The 16,752-nt window shown below is 72.3% G+C and carries 15 protein-coding genes; 8 read left to right on the forward strand and 7 right to left on the reverse strand.

Going from position 1 to position 16,752, the window contains the following annotated elements; genetic code table 11:
• Nucleotides 1–8 precede the first annotated feature (8 nt).
• Nucleotides 9–752, reverse strand: coding sequence for a zinc ribbon domain-containing protein (locus ACZ5SK_RS02980; protein ID WP_334581385.1), 744 nt, complete (start codon nucleotides 750–752; stop codon nucleotides 9–11).
• On the reverse strand, nucleotides 749–1,609 hold the full coding sequence (locus ACZ5SK_RS02985; protein ID WP_334580537.1) for a Nif3-like dinuclear metal center hexameric protein: 861 nt from the start codon (nucleotides 1,607–1,609) through the stop codon (nucleotides 749–751). The genes ACZ5SK_RS02980 and ACZ5SK_RS02985 overlap by 4 nt, the downstream gene beginning before the upstream one ends.
• 530 nt (nucleotides 1,610–2,139) lie before the next feature.
• Between ACZ5SK_RS02985 and ACZ5SK_RS02990 the strand changes: the two genes are divergently transcribed.
• Nucleotides 2,140–3,267, forward strand: coding sequence for a hypothetical protein (locus ACZ5SK_RS02990; protein WP_468575181.1), 1,128 nt, complete (start codon nucleotides 2,140–2,142; stop codon nucleotides 3,265–3,267).
• Between the two features lie 97 nt (nucleotides 3,268–3,364).
• Nucleotides 3,365–3,535, forward strand: a complete 171-nt coding sequence (locus tag ACZ5SK_RS02995) for a hypothetical protein (RefSeq protein WP_468575183.1) — start codon at nucleotides 3,365–3,367, stop codon at nucleotides 3,533–3,535.
• Nucleotides 3,536–3,658: 123 nt separating this feature from the next.
• On the opposite strand, the gene ACZ5SK_RS03000 is transcribed toward ACZ5SK_RS02995, so the two are convergent.
• From ACZ5SK_RS03000 to ACZ5SK_RS03010, 3 genes are read right to left on the reverse strand one after another with little or no spacing between them, the layout of a single operon-like run.
• On the reverse strand, nucleotides 3,659–4,606 hold the full coding sequence (locus ACZ5SK_RS03000) for a 3-oxoacyl-ACP reductase (protein WP_334580535.1): 948 nt from the start codon (nucleotides 4,604–4,606) through the stop codon (nucleotides 3,659–3,661).
• 8 nt (nucleotides 4,607–4,614) lie between these two features.
• Nucleotides 4,615–5,691 carry a Zn-dependent alcohol dehydrogenase gene (locus ACZ5SK_RS03005; RefSeq protein WP_079662679.1) on the reverse strand — a complete coding sequence of 359 codons (1,077 nt, stop codon included), beginning with the start codon at nucleotides 5,689–5,691 and terminating at the stop codon, nucleotides 4,615–4,617.
• A 29-nt stretch (nucleotides 5,692–5,720) separates the two neighbouring features.
• Nucleotides 5,721–6,581 (reverse strand): MaoC/PaaZ C-terminal domain-containing protein, encoded by an 861-nt coding sequence (locus tag ACZ5SK_RS03010; RefSeq protein ID WP_334580533.1) that lies wholly within the window; start codon nucleotides 6,579–6,581, stop codon nucleotides 5,721–5,723.
• A 327-nt stretch (nucleotides 6,582–6,908) separates the two neighbouring features.
• Between ACZ5SK_RS03010 and ACZ5SK_RS03015 the strand changes: the two genes are divergently transcribed.
• The 3 genes from ACZ5SK_RS03015 to ACZ5SK_RS03025 all read left to right on the forward strand — a co-directional run bounded on the left by ACZ5SK_RS03015 (nucleotide 6,909) and on the right by ACZ5SK_RS03025 (nucleotide 10,604).
• Complete coding sequence (locus ACZ5SK_RS03015; RefSeq protein WP_443041351.1) at nucleotides 6,909–8,339, forward strand: sensor histidine kinase; 1,431 nt, start codon at nucleotides 6,909–6,911, stop codon at nucleotides 8,337–8,339.
• Between the two features lie 29 nt (nucleotides 8,340–8,368).
• Complete coding sequence (locus ACZ5SK_RS03020; RefSeq protein ID WP_334581383.1) at nucleotides 8,369–9,001, forward strand: response regulator transcription factor; 633 nt, start codon at nucleotides 8,369–8,371, stop codon at nucleotides 8,999–9,001.
• Between the two features lie 67 nt (nucleotides 9,002–9,068).
• Nucleotides 9,069–10,604, forward strand: a complete 1,536-nt coding sequence (locus tag ACZ5SK_RS03025; protein ID WP_468575185.1) for a hypothetical protein — start codon at nucleotides 9,069–9,071, stop codon at nucleotides 10,602–10,604.
• A gap of 62 nt (nucleotides 10,605–10,666) precedes the next feature.
• Here ACZ5SK_RS03025 and ACZ5SK_RS03030 read toward each other — a convergent pair whose 3' ends face one another.
• On the reverse strand, nucleotides 10,667–11,317 hold the full coding sequence (locus ACZ5SK_RS03030) for a class I SAM-dependent methyltransferase (protein ID WP_334580529.1): 651 nt from the start codon (nucleotides 11,315–11,317) through the stop codon (nucleotides 10,667–10,669).
• A 163-nt stretch (nucleotides 11,318–11,480) separates the two neighbouring features.
• The gene (locus tag ACZ5SK_RS03035; RefSeq protein WP_334580528.1) at nucleotides 11,481–13,223 is read right to left on the reverse strand and encodes an MFS transporter; all 1,743 of its coding nucleotides are present in this window, start codon (nucleotides 13,221–13,223) and stop codon (nucleotides 11,481–11,483) included.
• Between the two features lie 255 nt (nucleotides 13,224–13,478).
• Here ACZ5SK_RS03035 and ACZ5SK_RS03040 point away from each other — a divergent pair, with 255 nt between their 5' ends.
• The 3 genes from ACZ5SK_RS03040 (at nucleotide 13,479) to ACZ5SK_RS03050 (ending at nucleotide 16,663) form a co-directional block, all read left to right on the forward strand.
• Nucleotides 13,479–14,531, forward strand: a complete 1,053-nt coding sequence (locus ACZ5SK_RS03040) for an N-acetylmuramoyl-L-alanine amidase (protein ID WP_468415324.1) — start codon at nucleotides 13,479–13,481, stop codon at nucleotides 14,529–14,531.
• A 178-nt stretch (nucleotides 14,532–14,709) separates the two neighbouring features.
• A complete protein-coding gene (locus tag ACZ5SK_RS03045; RefSeq protein ID WP_361708806.1) occupies nucleotides 14,710–15,552 on the forward strand; it encodes a hypothetical protein in 843 nt (280 codons plus the stop codon).
• A gap of 100 nt (nucleotides 15,553–15,652) precedes the next feature.
• Nucleotides 15,653–16,663, forward strand: a complete 1,011-nt coding sequence (locus tag ACZ5SK_RS03050; protein WP_319340255.1) for an LLM class F420-dependent oxidoreductase — start codon at nucleotides 15,653–15,655, stop codon at nucleotides 16,661–16,663.
• The last annotated feature ends 89 nt before the right edge of the window (nucleotides 16,664–16,752 follow it).

The raw sequence follows: 16,752 nt of genomic DNA on the forward strand, positions 1-16,752 counted from the left end.
ACGACCGGTCACAGACCGGACTCGGACGTGCGCACCAGGATGCGACGGCAGTTCTCGCAGCGGACGACCGTGTCCGGCGCGGCCGCGCGGACCTCGTTGAAGTCGGTGATCGACAGCTCCTGGCGGCAGCCCTGGCAGGTGCGCTGGGAGAGCTTGGCCGCGCCGACGCCGCCCTGCTGCTCGCGCAGCTTGTCGTAGAGCCCCAGCAGGTCGGCGGGGATGGACCCGGCGATGACCTCGCGCTCCTTGGTCACCGTGGCGGCCTCGCCGTCGAGCTCCTCGAAGGCGGCGTCCCGGCGCGCGGTGGCGTCGTCGATCTTCCCCTGGACGGAGCCGACGCGCTCGGTCAGCTCGGCGACCCGCTCCTGCGCGGACTCACGGCGCTCCATGACCTCCAGGACGATGTCCTCGAGGTCGCCCTGGCGCTTGGCGAGGGAGACGATCTCCTTCTGGAGGTTCTCCAGGTCCTTCGGGGAGGTGACGGCCCCGGAGTCGAGGCGCTGCTGGTCGCGGGCGGCGCGCTGGCGCACCTGGTCCACGTCCTGCTCGGCCTTGGTCTGCTCGCGGGCGGTGTCGCTCTCCTCGGTCTGCGCGGCGACGAGGAGGTCGCGCAGCTGGGTGAGGTCCTTGGTCAGCGACTCGATCTCGGCGTGCTCGGGCAGAGACCTCCGCTTGTGCGCCAGCTGCTGCAGCCGGACGTCGAGGCCCTGGACGTCGAGGAGTCGGATCTGGTCGGCGGGCGCGGCGTTCAGTTGGGGGCTCCCAGTGGGTCAGGTGTGGCGGTGGCGGACGCCGCGTGGGCGGTCCAGGGGTCGGTGACCGTGCGGGAGACATGGACCCTGAGGTCCCATCCCCGCCGGTCGGAGATCTCGTCGAGCTGGGCGGCCGCCAGCTCGCACCAGGGCCACTCGGTGGCCCAGTGCGCCGCGTCGAGCAGGGCGAGAGGGCTGTGCGCGCGGGCCTCGGACGCCGGGTGGTGGCGCAGGTCCGCGGTGAGGAAGGCATCGACGCCGGCCGCGCGGACGTGGTCGAAGAGGCTGTCGCCGGACCCGCCGCTGACGGCGACGGTCCGCACGACCGCCTCGGGGTCGCCGGCCACCCGGATGCCCTGCGCGGTGGCCGGCAGCCGCTCGGCGGCCCGGGCGGCGAACTCGCGGACGGTGAGCGGGTGGTCCAGCTCGCAGACCCGGCCGAGCCCGCGCCGCCCCTCGGGATCGCTCGGATCCGGTACGAGGGGCCGTACGACCCGCAGGTCGAGGGCGCCGGCGAGGGCGTCGCTCACCCCCGGGTCGGCGGTGTCGGCGTTGGTGTGAGCGACGTGCAGGGCGATGTCGTTCTTGATGAGGGTGTGCACCACGCGGCCCTTGAAGGTGGAGGCCGCGACGGTCGTCGTCCCGCGCAGATACAGCGGATGGTGGGTGACGAGCAGACCGGCGCCGAGCCGCACGGCCTCCTCGACGATCTCCTGGACGGGATCGACGGCGAACAGAACCCGGGAGACCTCCTGCTCGGGGTCGCCCACGACCGTGCCGACCGCGTCCCAGGACTCGGCCCGCTCGGCGGGCCACAGGTTCTCCAGCGCGGCGATGACTTCAGACAGACGGGGCACGGGCCAAGGCTACCTGGCCGTTCTACGAGCCCGTACCGCTGCCGTCGATGCCGGCCCGGGCCGATGCACACCCCTTCCACACCCCTCAGGCGAATCGCTTCTGCACCACTCTTATGAGGGAAGTGAGCCGCCCGTCGGTCCCACGTCCGTGCGTGCGAAAACTAGCTTCGTGTGCCGGAGGTGGCGGAACGATGACGATGCCGGCCTGTGCGATCGAGCCCACCGCGACGGACGGGGAGGCTCCTGAGGTGCCTGAGGCCTTTCAGACACCTGAGGTCCTTGAGGCCATTGGGGCTAGTGGGGCTAGTGGGGCCTGTGAGACCACTGGGGTCCATGAGATCACTGGGCTCCAGGTCCCTGGGGTCCAGGTCCCTGGGGTCCAGGTCCCGGGGCTCCAGGTCCCGGGGCTCCAGGTCCCGGGGGTCCATGTGATCACTGGGGTCCAGGGGCCTGGGGTCCATGAGATTGCTGGGGCACTCGATGTCCCCGAGGTTCCTGAGGCCCCCCGGAGCGGCGGTGCCGAGCCCGGTATGCCGCCGCACGCGGACTGCGTGATCACGGCGGACGGCGCCTACGCCGCACGTCTGGCCCGGGCCGGCGACTGCTGGTTCCCGGAGCGCTGGACCCTGGACGGCCCCGAGCCGTACGCCGTGCCGCTGCCCGGCAACCAGCCCGAGGAGCCGGGCACGGAGGTGCAGCCGATGGCCGACGGACGGGTCCTGATCCGGCGGCCGACCGACGGCCGGCACGCCTTCTCGCTGCTGTACCCGACCGGCCCCGGCACGGGCGAGCTGCCGCTGGGCGCCATCGAGTGCCCGGACGAGGGCACCCGGCTGCGCCTGCTCCCGCCGGCCCCCTGCGGCGGACGCGCGTACGCCCTGGCCGTCGGCCGCGGCACGACGGACCTGTGGCTGGTCGCGGGCGGCGCCTTCGGCCCCGAGCACCTCGCCGAGATCCCCGGCCGCTGCTCGGGCGGCGTCTGGCTGGACCGTACGGGCCGCATGCTGGCGCTGGACCGTGAGGTCGGCGGGCGGACCAAGGCGATCGTGGTGGACCTGGAGCGCGGCGGCGAGGTGTCCGAGCTGCTGCAGATCTCCGCCGACAGCGACGACCGCCTGCTGCTCGCCGACCCCGACAGCGGGCTGCTGCTCATCGGCTCGGACGCCCCCACCCCGGGCGAGACCCGGCTGGGCTGGGGCGTCCTCGGCAGCACCCTGCCGGTCCGTTTCCCGGAGTCCCTGCACCTGCCCGGCCACACGCTCACCCCGTTCGCGATCCAGCCGGGCCAGATGCTCCTGCCGGAAGGCTGCGCGGTGGGGCTGCGCATCGACGGCGCCTTCGGCACCTGGGTCGGCATCTGGCGCCCGATGGACCGACGGCTGCATCAACTCGCCGCCCCCGAGGGCTGGTTGGCGGGCAGCGGGCTGTGGACTGCGGCCGGCGTCCTCCGTCTGCCGTACGCCACGGCGGCGGAGCCCTGCGGGGTGGCGCCGCTGGCGGTGCCGGTCACGGCGCCGCCCTCGTCCGAGCCCCGCGACGATGTCTCACTGCTCGAAGGACCCCCGGGACCCGAGGGGTGGGAGCCCGCCCGGCCGCCTCTTGCCCGCCGCCCGATCCCTCTCCAACAGGCCCCTCTCGGCAGCCTTGTAACGAAGTAGCTGCGGTTGGCGTGCCCGCCTGGATTCGCCCCGCGGTGTGCTGGATAAAATCGCCCGGCTGTAAAGAAAGATCATGTTGACGGGGTGAACTTTTCCGATGAGCGACGCAAGCACGATGCAGCCGCTGTCCACCGACTCCCAGGAGACGGCCGGTCACGGCCGGCACCGGGGCCCGGTCTCGTCCCACGACGGCGACTCGGCCCCGCACGGCCGGCACCGCAAGCCGGCCGGGAACCGGTCCGAGGGCAAGGTCCAAGCGGCTGTCTGAGCAGGAAGCAGCCGTCTGAGCAAACGAAACGGCTGAGCAGGAAACGGCTGTCTGAGCAGTACGCGGAACACCGAAGGGGCTCCGGGCGTCCATGGACGGACGACCGGAGCCCCTTCGCTTGCCCTATCCCTCCCCGCGTCGCAGCCCCAGCACCTCCGCCGCCGCGAACGTCTCCCCAGGCGGCCGCTCCGCGTAGTGCGGGGTGAGGACGGCGTCGAGCTCGTCGTAGGTGAAGGTGTCCTGTTTGCTGTCGAACTTCGCCCGGACCCTGGGCCGTTCGACGACGGCCACCATGCCGCCGTGCACCACGAGCAGCTGTCCGTTGATCCGGGCGGCGGCCGGCGACGCCAAGTAGCCGACCAGCGGGGCGACATGCTCGGGGGCGAGCGGGTCGAGGCCGCCCTCGTCCGGCTGCTCGAACCCGGCGAAGACGTCCTCGGTCATCCGGGTGCGGGCGCGCGGGCAGATGGCGTTGGCCGTCACCCCGTACTTGGCGAGCGCGAGCGCCGTGGACGTCGTCAGTCCTACGATCCCGCCTTTCGCCGCCGCGTAGTTGGGCTGTCCGGCCGAGCCCGCCAGAAACGCCTCCGAAGAGGTGTTCACGATCCGCCCGTACACCGGCCCGCCCGACGCCTTGGACCGTTCACGCCAGTGGGCGGCGGCGAAACGGGTCGTGTTGAAGTGGCCCTTGAGGTGGACCCGGACGACCGCGTCCCACTCCCCCTCGGTCATCGAGAAGACCATACGGTCGCGCAGGATGCCCGCGTTGTTGACCAGGACGTCCAGCCTGCCGAACTCCGCTATCGCCAACTCGACGAGCTGACGGGCCTGTTGATAGTCGGCGACGTCCCCGGTGTGTGCGAGGGCGGTGCCGCCGGCCGACCGGATGGCCTGCGCCACCTCCTCGGCGGGGCCGGCCGACGCCTGGCCCGACCCGTCCCGGCCGGGCTGCCCGTAGTCGTTGACGACGACGGCCGCGCCCAGCCGGGCCAGCTCCAGCGCCTCGGCCCGGCCGAGCCCGCGCCCTGCGCCGGTGACGATCGCCGCGAGTCCCTCAAGTGGCAGCGACATACGACACCTCAGATCTCTATGCAGGTACGCAGGGCCGCTCCCGTGCGCATCTGGTCCAGCGCCTCGTTGATCTCGGCGAGCGGCACGCGGTGGGTGATCAGGCCCGACAGGTCGATCCGGCCGGCCCGCCACAGGGCGATCGTCCGCTCGTAGGAGCTCAGGACGTCCCCGCCGCCGTACATCGACGGCAGGATCCGCTTCTCGTCGAAGAACAGCTCGAACATGTTGAGCTGGAGGAAGTCGTCGAGGGCGCCCGCGCCGACGACGACGAGGGTGCCGCCGCGCCGGGTGTTCTCGTAGGCGGTGCGGGCGGTGGCGGAGCGGCCGACGACCTCGAAGACGTAGTCGAACCCCTCGCCGCCGGTGACCAGTTGCTTCGCGCCGGGCAGCTCCTCGGGCGAAACGGCCTTCGTGGCACCGAAGTCGAGTGCGGCCTCCCGGCGCGAGGCGACCGGGTCCACGGCGACGATCTCGGCGGCGCCCCTGAGCCGCGCACCCTGGATCGCGGAGATGCCGACGCCTCCGCAGCCGATGACGGCGACCGACGAACCGGCCGCCACATCCGCGGTGTTGAGGGCGGCGCCCAGGCCCGTCGTCACACCGCAGCCGATGAGCGCGGCGATGTCGAAGGGGACGTCGTCGGGGATCGGGACCGCGCAGCCGGCGTCGACCACGACCTCCTCGGCGAAGGTGCCGGTGCCGGCCATGCCGAACAGGTCCCCGCCCGCCCGGCGGAAGTTGGGGGTGCCCGCGTTCATGAACCCGGCCAGGCACAGCTCGGTCTGGCCGCGTTTGCAGGCGGGACACGCCCCGCAGGCCGGCAGCCAGCAGACGACGACCCGGTCGCCGGGCTTCACCCGGGTGACGCCCTCCCCCACCTCCAGGACCTCGCCCGCGCCCTCGTGGCCGGGCACGAACGGCGCGGGCTGCGGCAGCACCCCGCTCATCGCGGACAGGTCCGAGTGGCACAGCCCCGTGGCCCGCACCCGGATCCTGACCCGTCCGGGGCCGAAGCCCACCGCCTCGACGTCGTCGAGGACCTCCAGCTTGTCCTGGCCGATCTCGTGCAGTACGGCTGCGCGCATGGTGCGGCTCCCCTCAGGTCATCGCGAGTTCAGCAGTGTTCGACGATCGTGTCGGCGAGGACGGGCGCGTCGTCCCTCTCGACGGCGTTCACGGCCACCCGGAGTGTGGTGTCGTCCTGCCGCCACATCCGGATGCGCAGGGTCTCGCCCGGGTACACGACCCCGGCGAAGCGGGTCGCGTACGAGCGCACCCGGGTCACATCGCCGTCGAGCAGGGTGTCGACGACCGCCTTGAGGGTGATCCCGTAGGTGCACAGGCCGTGCAGGATGGGCCGCTCGAACCCGGCGCGCTCGGCGAACTCGGGGTCGGCGTGCAGGGGGTTGTAGTCGCCGGAGAGACGGTAGAGCAGGGCCTGGTCCTCGCGGACGGCCCGCTCCACCACCTTGTCGGGGTCACCCGCGGGCGGGTCGAGTCGGGTGGACGGACCCCGGTCGCCGCCCCAGCCGCCCTCCCCACGTACGAAGATCTGGGCGTCGTTGGTCCACAACGGGCCGTCCGCGTCGGCGACTTCGGTGCGCATCACGAGGACGGCGGCCTTGCCCTTGTCGTAGACGGCGGCGATGCGCCCGGTGGCGGTCGCCCGGCCCTGCGCCGGGAGGGGGCGGTGGATCTCCAGACGCTGGCCGCCGTGCAGGACGCGGGCGAGGTCGACGTCGACGCCGGGCATGGACAGTCCGCTGATCACGCCCGGCGAGCCGGCTCCCGCGACGGTGGCGAAGCTCGGCAGGACGTGCAGCCGGGACTCCAGGGTGTAGCGCAGCTCGTCGGGATCGGTCGCGGGGACACCGGCGCCGATGCCGAGGTGGTAGAGCTGGACGTCCTTGGGGATCCAGGAGATCTCGCCGGAGCGGGGTTCGGCGGCGAGCGCCTTGGCTGCGTCGATGGGCATGAAGCTCCTGATGGTCGGAACGATCGGCTTGCTCGTATCGATCGGGTCGCTGAGAGACCTCGGCACGGCCGTCCGCACCGATCGGCCGCACCGAGGTCGTGACGGGGCCGCAGAACCCGCCCGCTCTAGAACGCGTTCCAGTGCGGCGACCCCCTGTATAGCCCAGGCCCCGGGACTTGTGAAGACAGCTGACGGTATGTCAGAAACGGTCGCCGGTGACATTTGTCCCGGCCGAGTCCGTACATCCGGCTCTCCCGCGGACGCGCCCGGAACCGTAGCGTCGGGGACGACCACACAGCCGTGGAACCGGGGGACAGGAACATGACGATGACTGGGTCGCGCAGGGAACGGCCGCGCACGCCGGGGTGCCGCAGGGGGGCCTGGCGCTCGGCGCTCCGGGAGGCGCGGGAGCACCAGCGGTTCTGGAAGGCGAACAAGGAGCGCCTCAAGGCCGACTACCAGAGTGCCCGGAAGGCCGGCCAGGTCCCCGAGAACCCCGGCCCGCCCGCCAACGGCCTGAGCCTGCTGCCGTGGCTGCTGATGGGCATGGGCGCCTTCTCCAACCTCTTCCAGGGGCCGGGATCCAACCCACTGCTCGGCGGCCTGGGGCTGCTCACCTTCAACTCCCTCTACATCTACGTCACGTTCCGTGCCTTCGTGAAGGAGAAGCGGGAGGCGACGTCCACGCGGGTGGCACTGGCCCTCATGACCCTGCTGACCTGCGCCCTCGCCGGCGGCTTCGGCGGCAACTGGCTGCTGTTCTTCCCGCTGCTGGGCCTGGCGACGGGAGCGGCCGTGCGCGGGCCCCGGCTACGGGAGACCGGTACGGCGGTGGCGGTCCTCGCCGGTGTGGTCGCTTGCGTCCAGGAGGGCTGGAGCGGCCTGAACATCGCCTACGCCACCTGGATCTCGACCATGGTGACGGCCGCGATCCTCTCCCTCTCCGAGGCCGTACGGGAACTGCGCGCCGCCCGCGAGGAGCTGGCCCGCCGGGCGGTGGAGGAGGAACGGCTGCGCTTCTCCCGCGATCTGCACGACCTGCTCGGCCACACCCTGTCGGTGATCGTGGTGAAGTCGGAGGCGGCCCGGCGGCTGGCGCCGCGCGACATGGACGCGGCTCTCTCCCAGGTCACGGACATCGAGGCGGTGGGCCGCCAGGCGCTGACCGAGATCCGGGAGGCGGTCACCGGCTACCGCGAGGGCAGCCTGGCCACCGAGCTGGACCGGGCCCGCTCGGCCCTGACGGCGGCGGGCGTCGAACCGTCGGTGAACCGGTCCGGGCCGCCGCCCGAGCCGCAGACCGCGGCCCTGCTGGGCTGGGTGGTGCGGGAGGCGGTCACCAACGTCGTCCGGCACAGCGGGGCGACCCACTGCCAGATCACCGTGACGGGATCCCCGGAGCGGGTCCGGCTGACGGTGACGGACAACGGCGACGGAGGCACCGGTGGCGGTGGTGGCAGCGGCGGCGGTGGGGGCAATCCCAGTGCCAGTGGCGGGGTCAGTGGCAGTGGCAGTGGCACTGGTGGCGACGACTGCTGCCCGCCTCGTGGCGGCACCGGTCTGACCGGCCTGCGCGAACGCCTGGCGACGGCGGGTGGCTCGCTCACGGCGGGCCCGGGAGCGCGCGGCGGCTTCACGGTCACGGCGGAACTGCCCACGGAACCGGCCACGGAAGTCCCGACGCACCGGACATCCGCACTGCGGGAGCCCGCAGACGGTGCTCCGTCCGTGGCCGCCGGCCCTAACCTTGGGCCGTGACCGAAATGCCGGGTGGGCCCGTGAACGAGATGCCGCGCGACCACCGCCCCACCAAGTCCATCAGGGTGCTGCTCGCCGAGGACCAGGGCATGATGCGCGGCGCGCTGGCCCTGCTGCTGGGCATGGAGGCCGACATCGAGGTGGTCGCCCAGGTCGGCACCGGGGACGCGATCGTGGACGCGACGCTCCTCCACCGCCCGGACGTCGCACTCCTCGACATCGAGCTCCCCGGCATCAGCGGCCTGGACGCGGCCGCCGAGCTGCGCGAGCAGGCGCCGGACTGCCGGGTGCTGATCCTGACCACGTTCGGCCGGCCCGGCTATCTGCGCCGGGCCATGGAGGCCGGGGCCTCGGGCTTCCTGGTCAAGGACGGCCCGGTGGAGGAGCTGGCGGCGGCCGTCCGCCGGGTGCTGACCGGCGAGACGGTCGTGGACCCGGCGCTGGCCGCGGCCGCTCTCGGCGCCGGCCCGAACCCCCTCACCGGCCGGGAGTGCGACGTCCTGAAGGCCTCCGTCGACGGGGCGACGGTCGCCGACATCGCCGCCAAGCTGCGTCTGTCGGAGTCCACGGTCCGCAACTACCTCTCGTCCGCAATCGGCAAGACGGGCACCCGCAACCGGATGGAGGCGATGCGGGAGGCACGGCAGCAGGGCTGGCTGTAGCCGCGGGGGCAGCCGTAGCCGCAAGGTCGGGTGCCGTCGACCGGACCGGTGGTGGCATAGTGCCGGGATGCCTTTACCGATACCGATACCGATCGTCCGGCGTCTGTTCACACGTGGGGCCGCCCTGACGGCGGCTCTCACGGCCGTGTTCGCGACGACGTCGGCGTCTGTTTCGGCGTCGGCGTCTGTTTCGGCGTCGGCGCCCGCCGCGGCCGACGGCTCCGACCGGGTCGTGATGCGGTTCGAGACCGTGAAGACCTTCGTCATGTACAACGCAGACGAGGGGGCCGCGGCAGCGAACGACGACTTCCACCTCCCCGTCTTCGTCGTGGCGAGCAAGGGCAGCGAACCGGCCCGCAACGTCAGGGTCGTCGTGGACGCGTCGGGGCTGAAGGGCGTCGCCCGGCTCGGGGACCGGGAGATGTGCAAGGCCGCGGGCCCGATCTACACCTGCCGCTACGGCGATCTGCAGAACGGCGACGGGGAGAGCTACGACCCCCTCGCCCTCCTCGGCGTGGACGGCGTCGAGCCGGGCGACAGCGGGACGGTGACGTACACCGCGACCGCCGACAACGCTCCCACCATCACCGGCTCCACCCGGATGATCGTCGGCGGTCCGACGCTGTCCGCGCCCGGGCAGGAGAAGGGCGTGAGCGAGCTGGCCGCGGGAAAACCCGCGAACCTGACCGCACGACTGGCCAACAACACCCGTTTCCCCGCGACGCAAGGGGTCGCCCTCCAGGTCAACGTGTCGGAGGGGCTGACGCTGGCCGCCCGGCACAGCAACTGTTTCTACGCCGGTTCCAAGGCCATCTCGGCGTGGTGCACGTTCCCCACGAAGGCCGCGGCGGGTGCCGCCTACCGCACGAGCGCCCCGCTGGTCTACACGGTCGCCGCGCCCGACACGCTGTCCGGCGCGGTGACCTACAGCTGGTCGTCGGCCCCGTCCCGCCCCGCCGGCCACACCGTGCGCGGCACCGGGTCCCCGCTCACCCTCGTCCGCACCGCCGCCCAGGCCTTCGGCGAAGGCGAGGCCCGGGTCGGGATCACCACCACCCTTCAGGCCGACTACCGTCCGGTCACCGCGAGCGTCCGGGGCCGGGTCGGCGACACGGTGAAGGTGCGGCTCGGGGTGCGGAACCTCGGCCCCGGCCGCCCGGAGGGGGACGAGGAAATGGGCCGCTTCGAGGTGGTCCCGCCGGAGGGCACCACGGTCACCTCCATCCCGTACACCATCGAGGACGACGACGTGAAGTGGGCCTGCGACCGGCCCGAGAAGCCGGGCAGGGCGTTCGTCTGCGAGGTCGGCTCCTCCGCGTTCTACGAAGAGGCGCGCTATGGCGACGGTTCGAGCACCATCGACTTCCACATCCGCATCGACCGGCAGGTCCCGGGCGCGAAGGGGACCATCCGCACGTACAACCCGTTCGACCGCACGCCCGGCAACGACGTCGCCGCCATCCCGCTGGAGGCGTCCCCTGCCCCGCCGTACCGGTCCGTCCTGCGGCCCGCCGTGCTGGTGCCGGCCGCCCTGGTCACCGCGGCGGCGGTGACTGCGGCTGTCGTCGTGCGCCGCCGTCGACGCGGCTCGGAACCGGCCTGAGCTTCTTCTGGACGACGGTTCCTGGATCGTTCTGGATCGTTCTGGATCGTTCCTGGACCGTCCTAGATCCCCGTGCCCGTGCGCCGCAGCACCCGCAGCGAGCCGGTGGCGGAGACCTCCGTGAAGGCCCCGGAGGCCAGGGCGCGCAGGTAGACGCGGTAGGGGGCCTGGCCGGTGAACTCGTCGACCGGGTCGGGGAACACGTCGTGGATGACGAGGAGCCCGCCCTCGGCGACGTGCGGCGCCCAGCCCTCGTAGTCGGACGTGGCGTGCTCGTCGGTGTGGCCGCCGTCGACGAAGACGAGACCGAGGGGCGCGTTCCAGAACGCGGCGATCTGCGGCGACCGCCCAACCAGCGCGACCACGTGCTCCTCCAGGCCGGCCCGGTGCAGCGTCCGGCGGAAGGTGGGCAGCGTGTCCATCAGGCCGATCTCGGGGTCCACGGTCTCCGGGTCGTGGTACTCCCAGCCCGGCTGCTGCTCCTCGCTGCCCCGGTGGTGGTCGAGCGTGACCGCGCTGACCCCGGCCTGCCGGGCCGCGTCCGCGAGCAGGATCGTGGAACGCCCGCAGTAGGTGCCGACCTCGAGCAACGGCAGCCCGAGCGCACCCGCCTCGACGGCGGCGGCATACAGCGCGAGGCCCTCGTCGACCGGCATGAACCCCTTCGCCGCCTCGAACGCGGCCAGGATCTCGGGCTTGGGTGCCGCGGTCATGGGGGTCCCTTCGGTGGTGCGTACGAACGTATGGGCGTACGTACGTATGTGCGTGCGGGTGTGCGGGTGTGCTGGTGGCGGGCTGCCCCATGCTGCACCACGCCCCCCGTCGTGTGCACGACGGGGGGCGGGTCGGACGGGTCGGACGGGTCGGGGGCGGGCGTCAGGCGGTGACGGTCTCGCTCGGCAGTGCCAGGTCGAGGTCCACCGGGCGTTCGTCGCCGGCGTGGGTCGCGGAGCTCGCGAGGGGTCCGTGGCCGGTGGCCTTGGCGGCGAGGACGTAGGCGCCCTGTGCCGGGACGACGAGGGCGTAGCGGCCGTCCTCCTGCGACAAGGTGGCGCCGGCCTGCCGGCCGCGGCGGTCGATGAGGGTGACCTTGGCGCGGGCGACCGGGGCGCCGTCGGCGTCCAGGACCCGTCCGCGGAAGCCCCGCAGGACCTCCTCGGCGTGCTCCAGGTTGACGTCCTCCTCGCTGCTGGCGCGCAGCTGCGGAGCCGTGGCGGGACGCTGCTGCTTCGGCAGGCAGAGGGCGAGGACCAGGCCGACCGCGACGGCGGCCGTGGCGATCAGGAAGGAGACGCGGAAGCCGTGCATGGTCGGGATCGCGACGCCGTTCACGTTGTTCGCGGTGTTGGCCAGCACCATGCCGATGACGGCGCTCGACACGGACGTGCCGATGGACCGCATCAGGGTGTTGAGGCCGTTGGCCGCGCCGGTCTCCGAGGCCGGGACCGCGCCGACGATCAGCGCGGGCAGGGAGGAGTAGGCGAGGCCGATGCCCGCGCCCAGCAGCACGGCGATGACGAGGCTCTGCCAGGCGGCGCTCATCAGGCCGAGGCCGGCGCCGTAGCCGATCGCGATGATCAGCATGCCGAGGATCAGGGTGACCTTGGGGCCGTACTTCGCGGACAGCCGGGCGTAGACGGGGGCGGTGACCATCATCGTCAGGCCGAGCGGCGCGACGAGCAGACCGGCGACGACCATCGACTGGCCGAGGCCGTAGCCGGTGGCCTTCGGCAGCTGGAGGAGCTGCGGCAGGACGAGGGAGACGACGTAGAAGGAGACGCCGACCATGATCGAGGCGAGGTTGGTGAAGAGGACGGCGGGGCGTGCCGTCGTGCGCAGGTCCACCAGCGGGGCCTTCACGCGCAGCTCCATCACGCCCCACAGGAGGAGGACGACGGCCGCGGCGCCGAAGAGTCCGAGGGTGGTGCCGGAGGTCCAGCCCCAGTCGCTGCCCTTGGTGATCGGCAGCAGGAAGAGGACGAGGCCGGTGGAGAGGCCGATCGCGCCCAGCACGTCGAAGGTGCCCTCGGCACGGGCCGGGGACTCGGGGACGACGAGGAGGGTGAGGGCGATGGCGAGGGCGCCGATGCCGGCGGCGCCGTAGAACAGGGCGTGCCAGTCGGCGTGCTGGGCGATGAGGGCCGCGGCGGGCAGGGCGAGGCCGCCGCCGACGCCGATGGAGGAGCTCATCAGGGCCATCGCCGAGCCGAGCTTCTCGCGCGGCAGCATGTCCCGCATCAGGCCGATGCCGAGCGGGATCGCGCCCATGGCGAAGCCCTGGAGCGTACGGCCCACGATCATCATGAGCAGGTCGCTGGTGAGCGCGCTGACGAGCGCGCCGACGACCATCACGGACAGGCTGAGGATCAGCATCCGCCGCTTGCCGTACAGGTCGCCGAGGCGGCCCATGATCGGGGTGGCGACGGCGCCGGACAGCAGGGTGGAGGTCAGGACCCAGGTGGCGTTGCTGGGCGCGGTGTCCAGCAGCTGGGGCAGATCCTTGATGACCGGGACGAGCAGGGTCTGCATCACCGCGACCACGATGCCCGCGAAGGCGAGCACCGGGACGACGGCTCCGCTCGCTGGGCGGGCCGGCCGGTCGGTCGTCGTGTGCGTCATGAGGTGGGGCCTCCGGGGCGGTGGTTCAGGGTGTACAGGTGGCTCGGGGAGTACAGGTGGCTCGGGGGTTACATGGGAGCTGAACCTGTATGCATGGGCAACTATTCCGATACTTCGGCGTACTAACAATTTCTTTAGCTTCTCTTGACACTGGCGGACAAAGGTCGGGCGGGTGAAGGGGAGGCCGGCCGGCCGTCATCCGTCCGGCCGCCGTCCGCCTGAGCCGTCCCCGGGATGCCCGTTAGGGTGGCAGGCGTGTCGTACACAGGCTCGAACCCCGGCTCCTCCGACCCCTTCGGCCCGTCCGATCGCTTCGGCTCCGCGTCGCCGCGCCGCTCCCCGCTGCGCCGCCCGCTGACCGTGGCGCTCGCCGCGCTCGTGCCCGGGGCGCTGCTGGGCTGGCTGGCGTACGAGGCGCTGGGCGGGACCGGGACGGGAACGGGGACCGGTGGGGACGGCGGACCGGACCGGGGGGCGGGAGCGGCGGCCTCGTCGTCCACGCTCCGCTCCCCCACCGACGACTCCCCCACCGACGGCTCGACGGCCGACGGCGCGACGGCCGACGGCGCGACGGCCGACGGCGCGAGCGGCGGTAAGCAGGGTGCCGGCGGTACCGCGTCGACCGCGGGGGCCACGTCACTCAAAGGCAAGGTCGTCGTCATCGACCCCGGCCACAACCCCGACAACGTCGAGCACACCGCCGCCATCAACCGCAAGGTGGACATCGGCACCAACTGGAAGGAATGCGACACGACGGGCACGTCCACGAACTCCGGTTACAGCGAGGCGGAGTTCACGCTGGACGTGGCGCACCGGCTGCGCACGTTGCTGCAACAGCAGGGCGCCACGGTGAAGCTGACGCAGGACGGCGAGCGGGAGTACGGCCCCTGTGTCGACGAGCGCGCCCGGATCGGGAACGCGGCGCACGCCGACGCGGTCGTCTCGATCCACGCGGACGGCGCCGGAGCCGGCGACCGCGGCTTCCATGTGATCCTGCCGGCCACGGTGCACGAGGGCGCCGCCGACACCCGTGCCGTCGTGGGCCCGTCGAAGGACCTCGGGAAGCTGATCGCGGGCGACTTCGCGCGCACGACGGGCAGTTCGCCCGCCAACTACGTCGGCGACGGGACCGGTCTCGTCACGCGTAAGGACCTGGGCGGTCTCAATCTGTCAACGGTTCCCAAGGTGTTCATCGAGTGCGGCAACATGCGCGATACCAAGGACGCGGCGTTGCTGACCAGTGGCGCCTGGCGGCAGAAGGCGGCGCAAGGGATCTCTGAGGGAATCGTGAGTTTCCTGCGCGGGTAGTGATCAGCGCGCTGATCACGGCGGACAGCACAATCGTGTGGACGATAGTGTCGTCCCTACGATGAGGGGCCACCCCCACGCTTCACACCGGGGCCTGACGGCGACATGGTGACAGCGACGCCTCTACCGATACGTGTATGCGTGTACCGACGACGAGACGACTGACGAAGGACCTGAAGTGAATATCCGCTCCCTCACTCGAGGCGACGGCGTGGTGATCGGAGCAGCGGTATTGCTGTTCATCGCGTCGTTCCTGGACAACTACTCGTACGACAACGCGCCCAGCAGCCTCGACATCCCGAGCCTCTGGTCGAGCGGACCGGTCCTGCTCAGTGTTGTCCTGGCCGGCCTCATCGCCGCCGCGCTCATTGTCGTCGCCCGCGGTCTGCCGAACCCTCGCAAGATCGCCGGCCTGGAACTCGGCGCGTTCGGTGTCGCGTTCGCCGTGTTCGCCGCCTGGAGCGCCCTCGGCAACGTCGTCGACCCGGTCGGCGGCCTGGACAACTTCGGCGGTGACAACTCGAACGCCCCCTCGGCAGGCATGGGGCTGATCCTCGCCCTCATCGCCACCCTGGTGCTCGCCGCGGCCGCTGTCGCCACCCCCCTCGTCCCGGCCCTGCAAGCCGGCCTCATTCCGGCGCCCAAGCCGCCGGCCCCCCAGCCCTACGGTGCGCAGCCGCCCGCGGGTTACGGCTACCCGGGCGGCCCGCAGCCGTCGGCGTTCGGCGGTCAGCCGCAGCCGGGGCAGCCCGGTCAGCCGGGTGGGCAGCCGGGACAGTCGCCGTTCGGTGCGCAGCCGGGTCCGGCGCAGCCGCCGGCCGCGGACTTCTCGCCGTTCTGGTTCGCCGTGCCGGTGCCGCGTCCGCTGTACGCGGAGGACGGCGCGCCGATGCCCATCGCCGAACTGGCGCCGGGCACCTGGTACCTCGCGGTCGAGCAGGGCGCGCAGGGCCTGGTGGCCCAGACCCAGGACGGCCGACGCGGCGTCCTGCGGGACGCCTCGGGCATTCAGCGCGGCTGAGCCCACGCCCCCGTACGACAACGGCCCCTCGCCCTTCCGGGCGGGGGGCCGTTGTCGTACAGTCGCAGCCCCGTATCTGACGTACCGTCAGGAGGCTGGTATGCGGCTCGGTCTGGCGCTCGGCTACTGGGGCCGCGGCCCCTCCCCCGACCATGTGGAGCTGGCGCGCGAGGCGGAACGGCTCGGCTACGGCTCGGTGTGGACGGCGGAGTCCTGGGGCTCGGACGCCTTCACCCCGCTCACCTGGATCGCCGCGCGGACGTCGACGATCTCGCTGGGTACGGCCGTTGCCCAGATGGCGGCCCGCTCCCCCACCACGACCGCGATGCACGCCCTGACCCTGGACCATCTCTCCGGCGGCCGGATGATGCTCGGGCTCGGCCTGTCGGGCCCGCAGGTGGTGGAGGGCTGGTACGGCCGCCCGTTCCCGAAGTCGCCGCTGACCGCGACCCGGGAGTACGTGGACGTCGTCCGGCAGGTCCTGCGCCGTCAGGCTCCGGTGGAACTGGACGGCCGGTTCCACTCCCACCCCTACCGTGCCCCGGACGCCACCGGCCTCGGCAGGCCGCTCAAGTCGATCACCCATCCCCTGCGCGCCGACCTGCCGGTGCTGTTGGGCGCGGAGGGCCCGCGGAACGTGGCGCAGACGATCCGTATCGCCGACGGCTGGCTGCCGCTGTACTGGTCGCCGAACCGGCCGGACGCGTACGGCCCGGCGGTGGCGGAGCTGCCCGAGGGCTTCCGGGTCGCTCCTCTCGTACGGGCGCTGGTCTGCGACGACGTCACGGAGGGGCTGCTGCCGGTGAAGGCCATGCTCGGGTTCTACATCGGCGGCATGGGCCACGCCACCCGCAACTTCCACGCCGACCTGATGGCGCGCATGGGCTACGAGGAGGAGGCCCGGCACATCCAGGAGCTGTTCCTGTCCGGCCGGCGCGAGGAGGCCGTGCTCGCCGTCCCGGACGCCTTCGCCGACGAGATCTCCCTCGTCGGCCCGCGCGAGCGCATCGCCGAACGGCTTCAGGCCTGGCGCAAGGGCCCGGTGACCGACCTCCTGGTCGTGGCCCCGGACCCGCACACCCTGCGGGTGCTCGCCGAGCTCAACTCCTGACGACGGAAGGCGCGTCAACTCCACCCCCGCACGGGGCGAATGGACGCGACACGCACCGGCCGGGTTTCGTTCGGCGTCGAACGGCAACC

This window comes from Streptomyces sp. NPDC031474, from assembly GCF_055581185.1.

What these genes read in the sequence shown, in the direction of transcription:
- ACZ5SK_RS02990 (WP_468575181.1), top strand. Translation starts at nt 2,140, where the DNA reads ATGCCGCCGCACGCGGACTGCGTGATCACGGCGGACGGCGCCTACGCC.
- ACZ5SK_RS02995 (WP_468575183.1), top strand. Translation starts at nt 3,365, where the DNA reads ATGAGCGACGCAAGCACGATGCAGCCGCTGTCCACCGACTCCCAGGAG.
- ACZ5SK_RS03000 (WP_334580535.1), bottom strand. Translation starts at nt 4,606, where the DNA reads ATGTCGCTGCCACTTGAGGGACTCGCGGCGATCGTCACCGGCGCAGGG.
- ACZ5SK_RS03005 (WP_079662679.1), bottom strand. Translation starts at nt 5,691, where the DNA reads ATGCGCGCAGCCGTACTGCACGAGATCGGCCAGGACAAGCTGGAGGTC.
- ACZ5SK_RS03010 (WP_334580533.1), bottom strand. Translation starts at nt 6,581, where the DNA reads ATGCCCATCGACGCAGCCAAGGCGCTCGCCGCCGAACCCCGCTCCGGC.
- ACZ5SK_RS03015 (WP_443041351.1), top strand. Translation starts at nt 6,909, where the DNA reads ATGACTGGGTCGCGCAGGGAACGGCCGCGCACGCCGGGGTGCCGCAGG.
- ACZ5SK_RS03020 (WP_334581383.1), top strand. Translation starts at nt 8,369, where the DNA reads ATGCCGCGCGACCACCGCCCCACCAAGTCCATCAGGGTGCTGCTCGCC.
- ACZ5SK_RS03025 (WP_468575185.1), top strand. Translation starts at nt 9,069, where the DNA reads ATGCCTTTACCGATACCGATACCGATCGTCCGGCGTCTGTTCACACGT.
- ACZ5SK_RS03030 (WP_334580529.1), bottom strand. Translation starts at nt 11,317, where the DNA reads ATGACCGCGGCACCCAAGCCCGAGATCCTGGCCGCGTTCGAGGCGGCG.
- ACZ5SK_RS03035 (WP_334580528.1), bottom strand. Translation starts at nt 13,223, where the DNA reads ATGACGCACACGACGACCGACCGGCCGGCCCGCCCAGCGAGCGGAGCC.
- ACZ5SK_RS03050 (WP_319340255.1), top strand. Translation starts at nt 15,653, where the DNA reads ATGCGGCTCGGTCTGGCGCTCGGCTACTGGGGCCGCGGCCCCTCCCCC.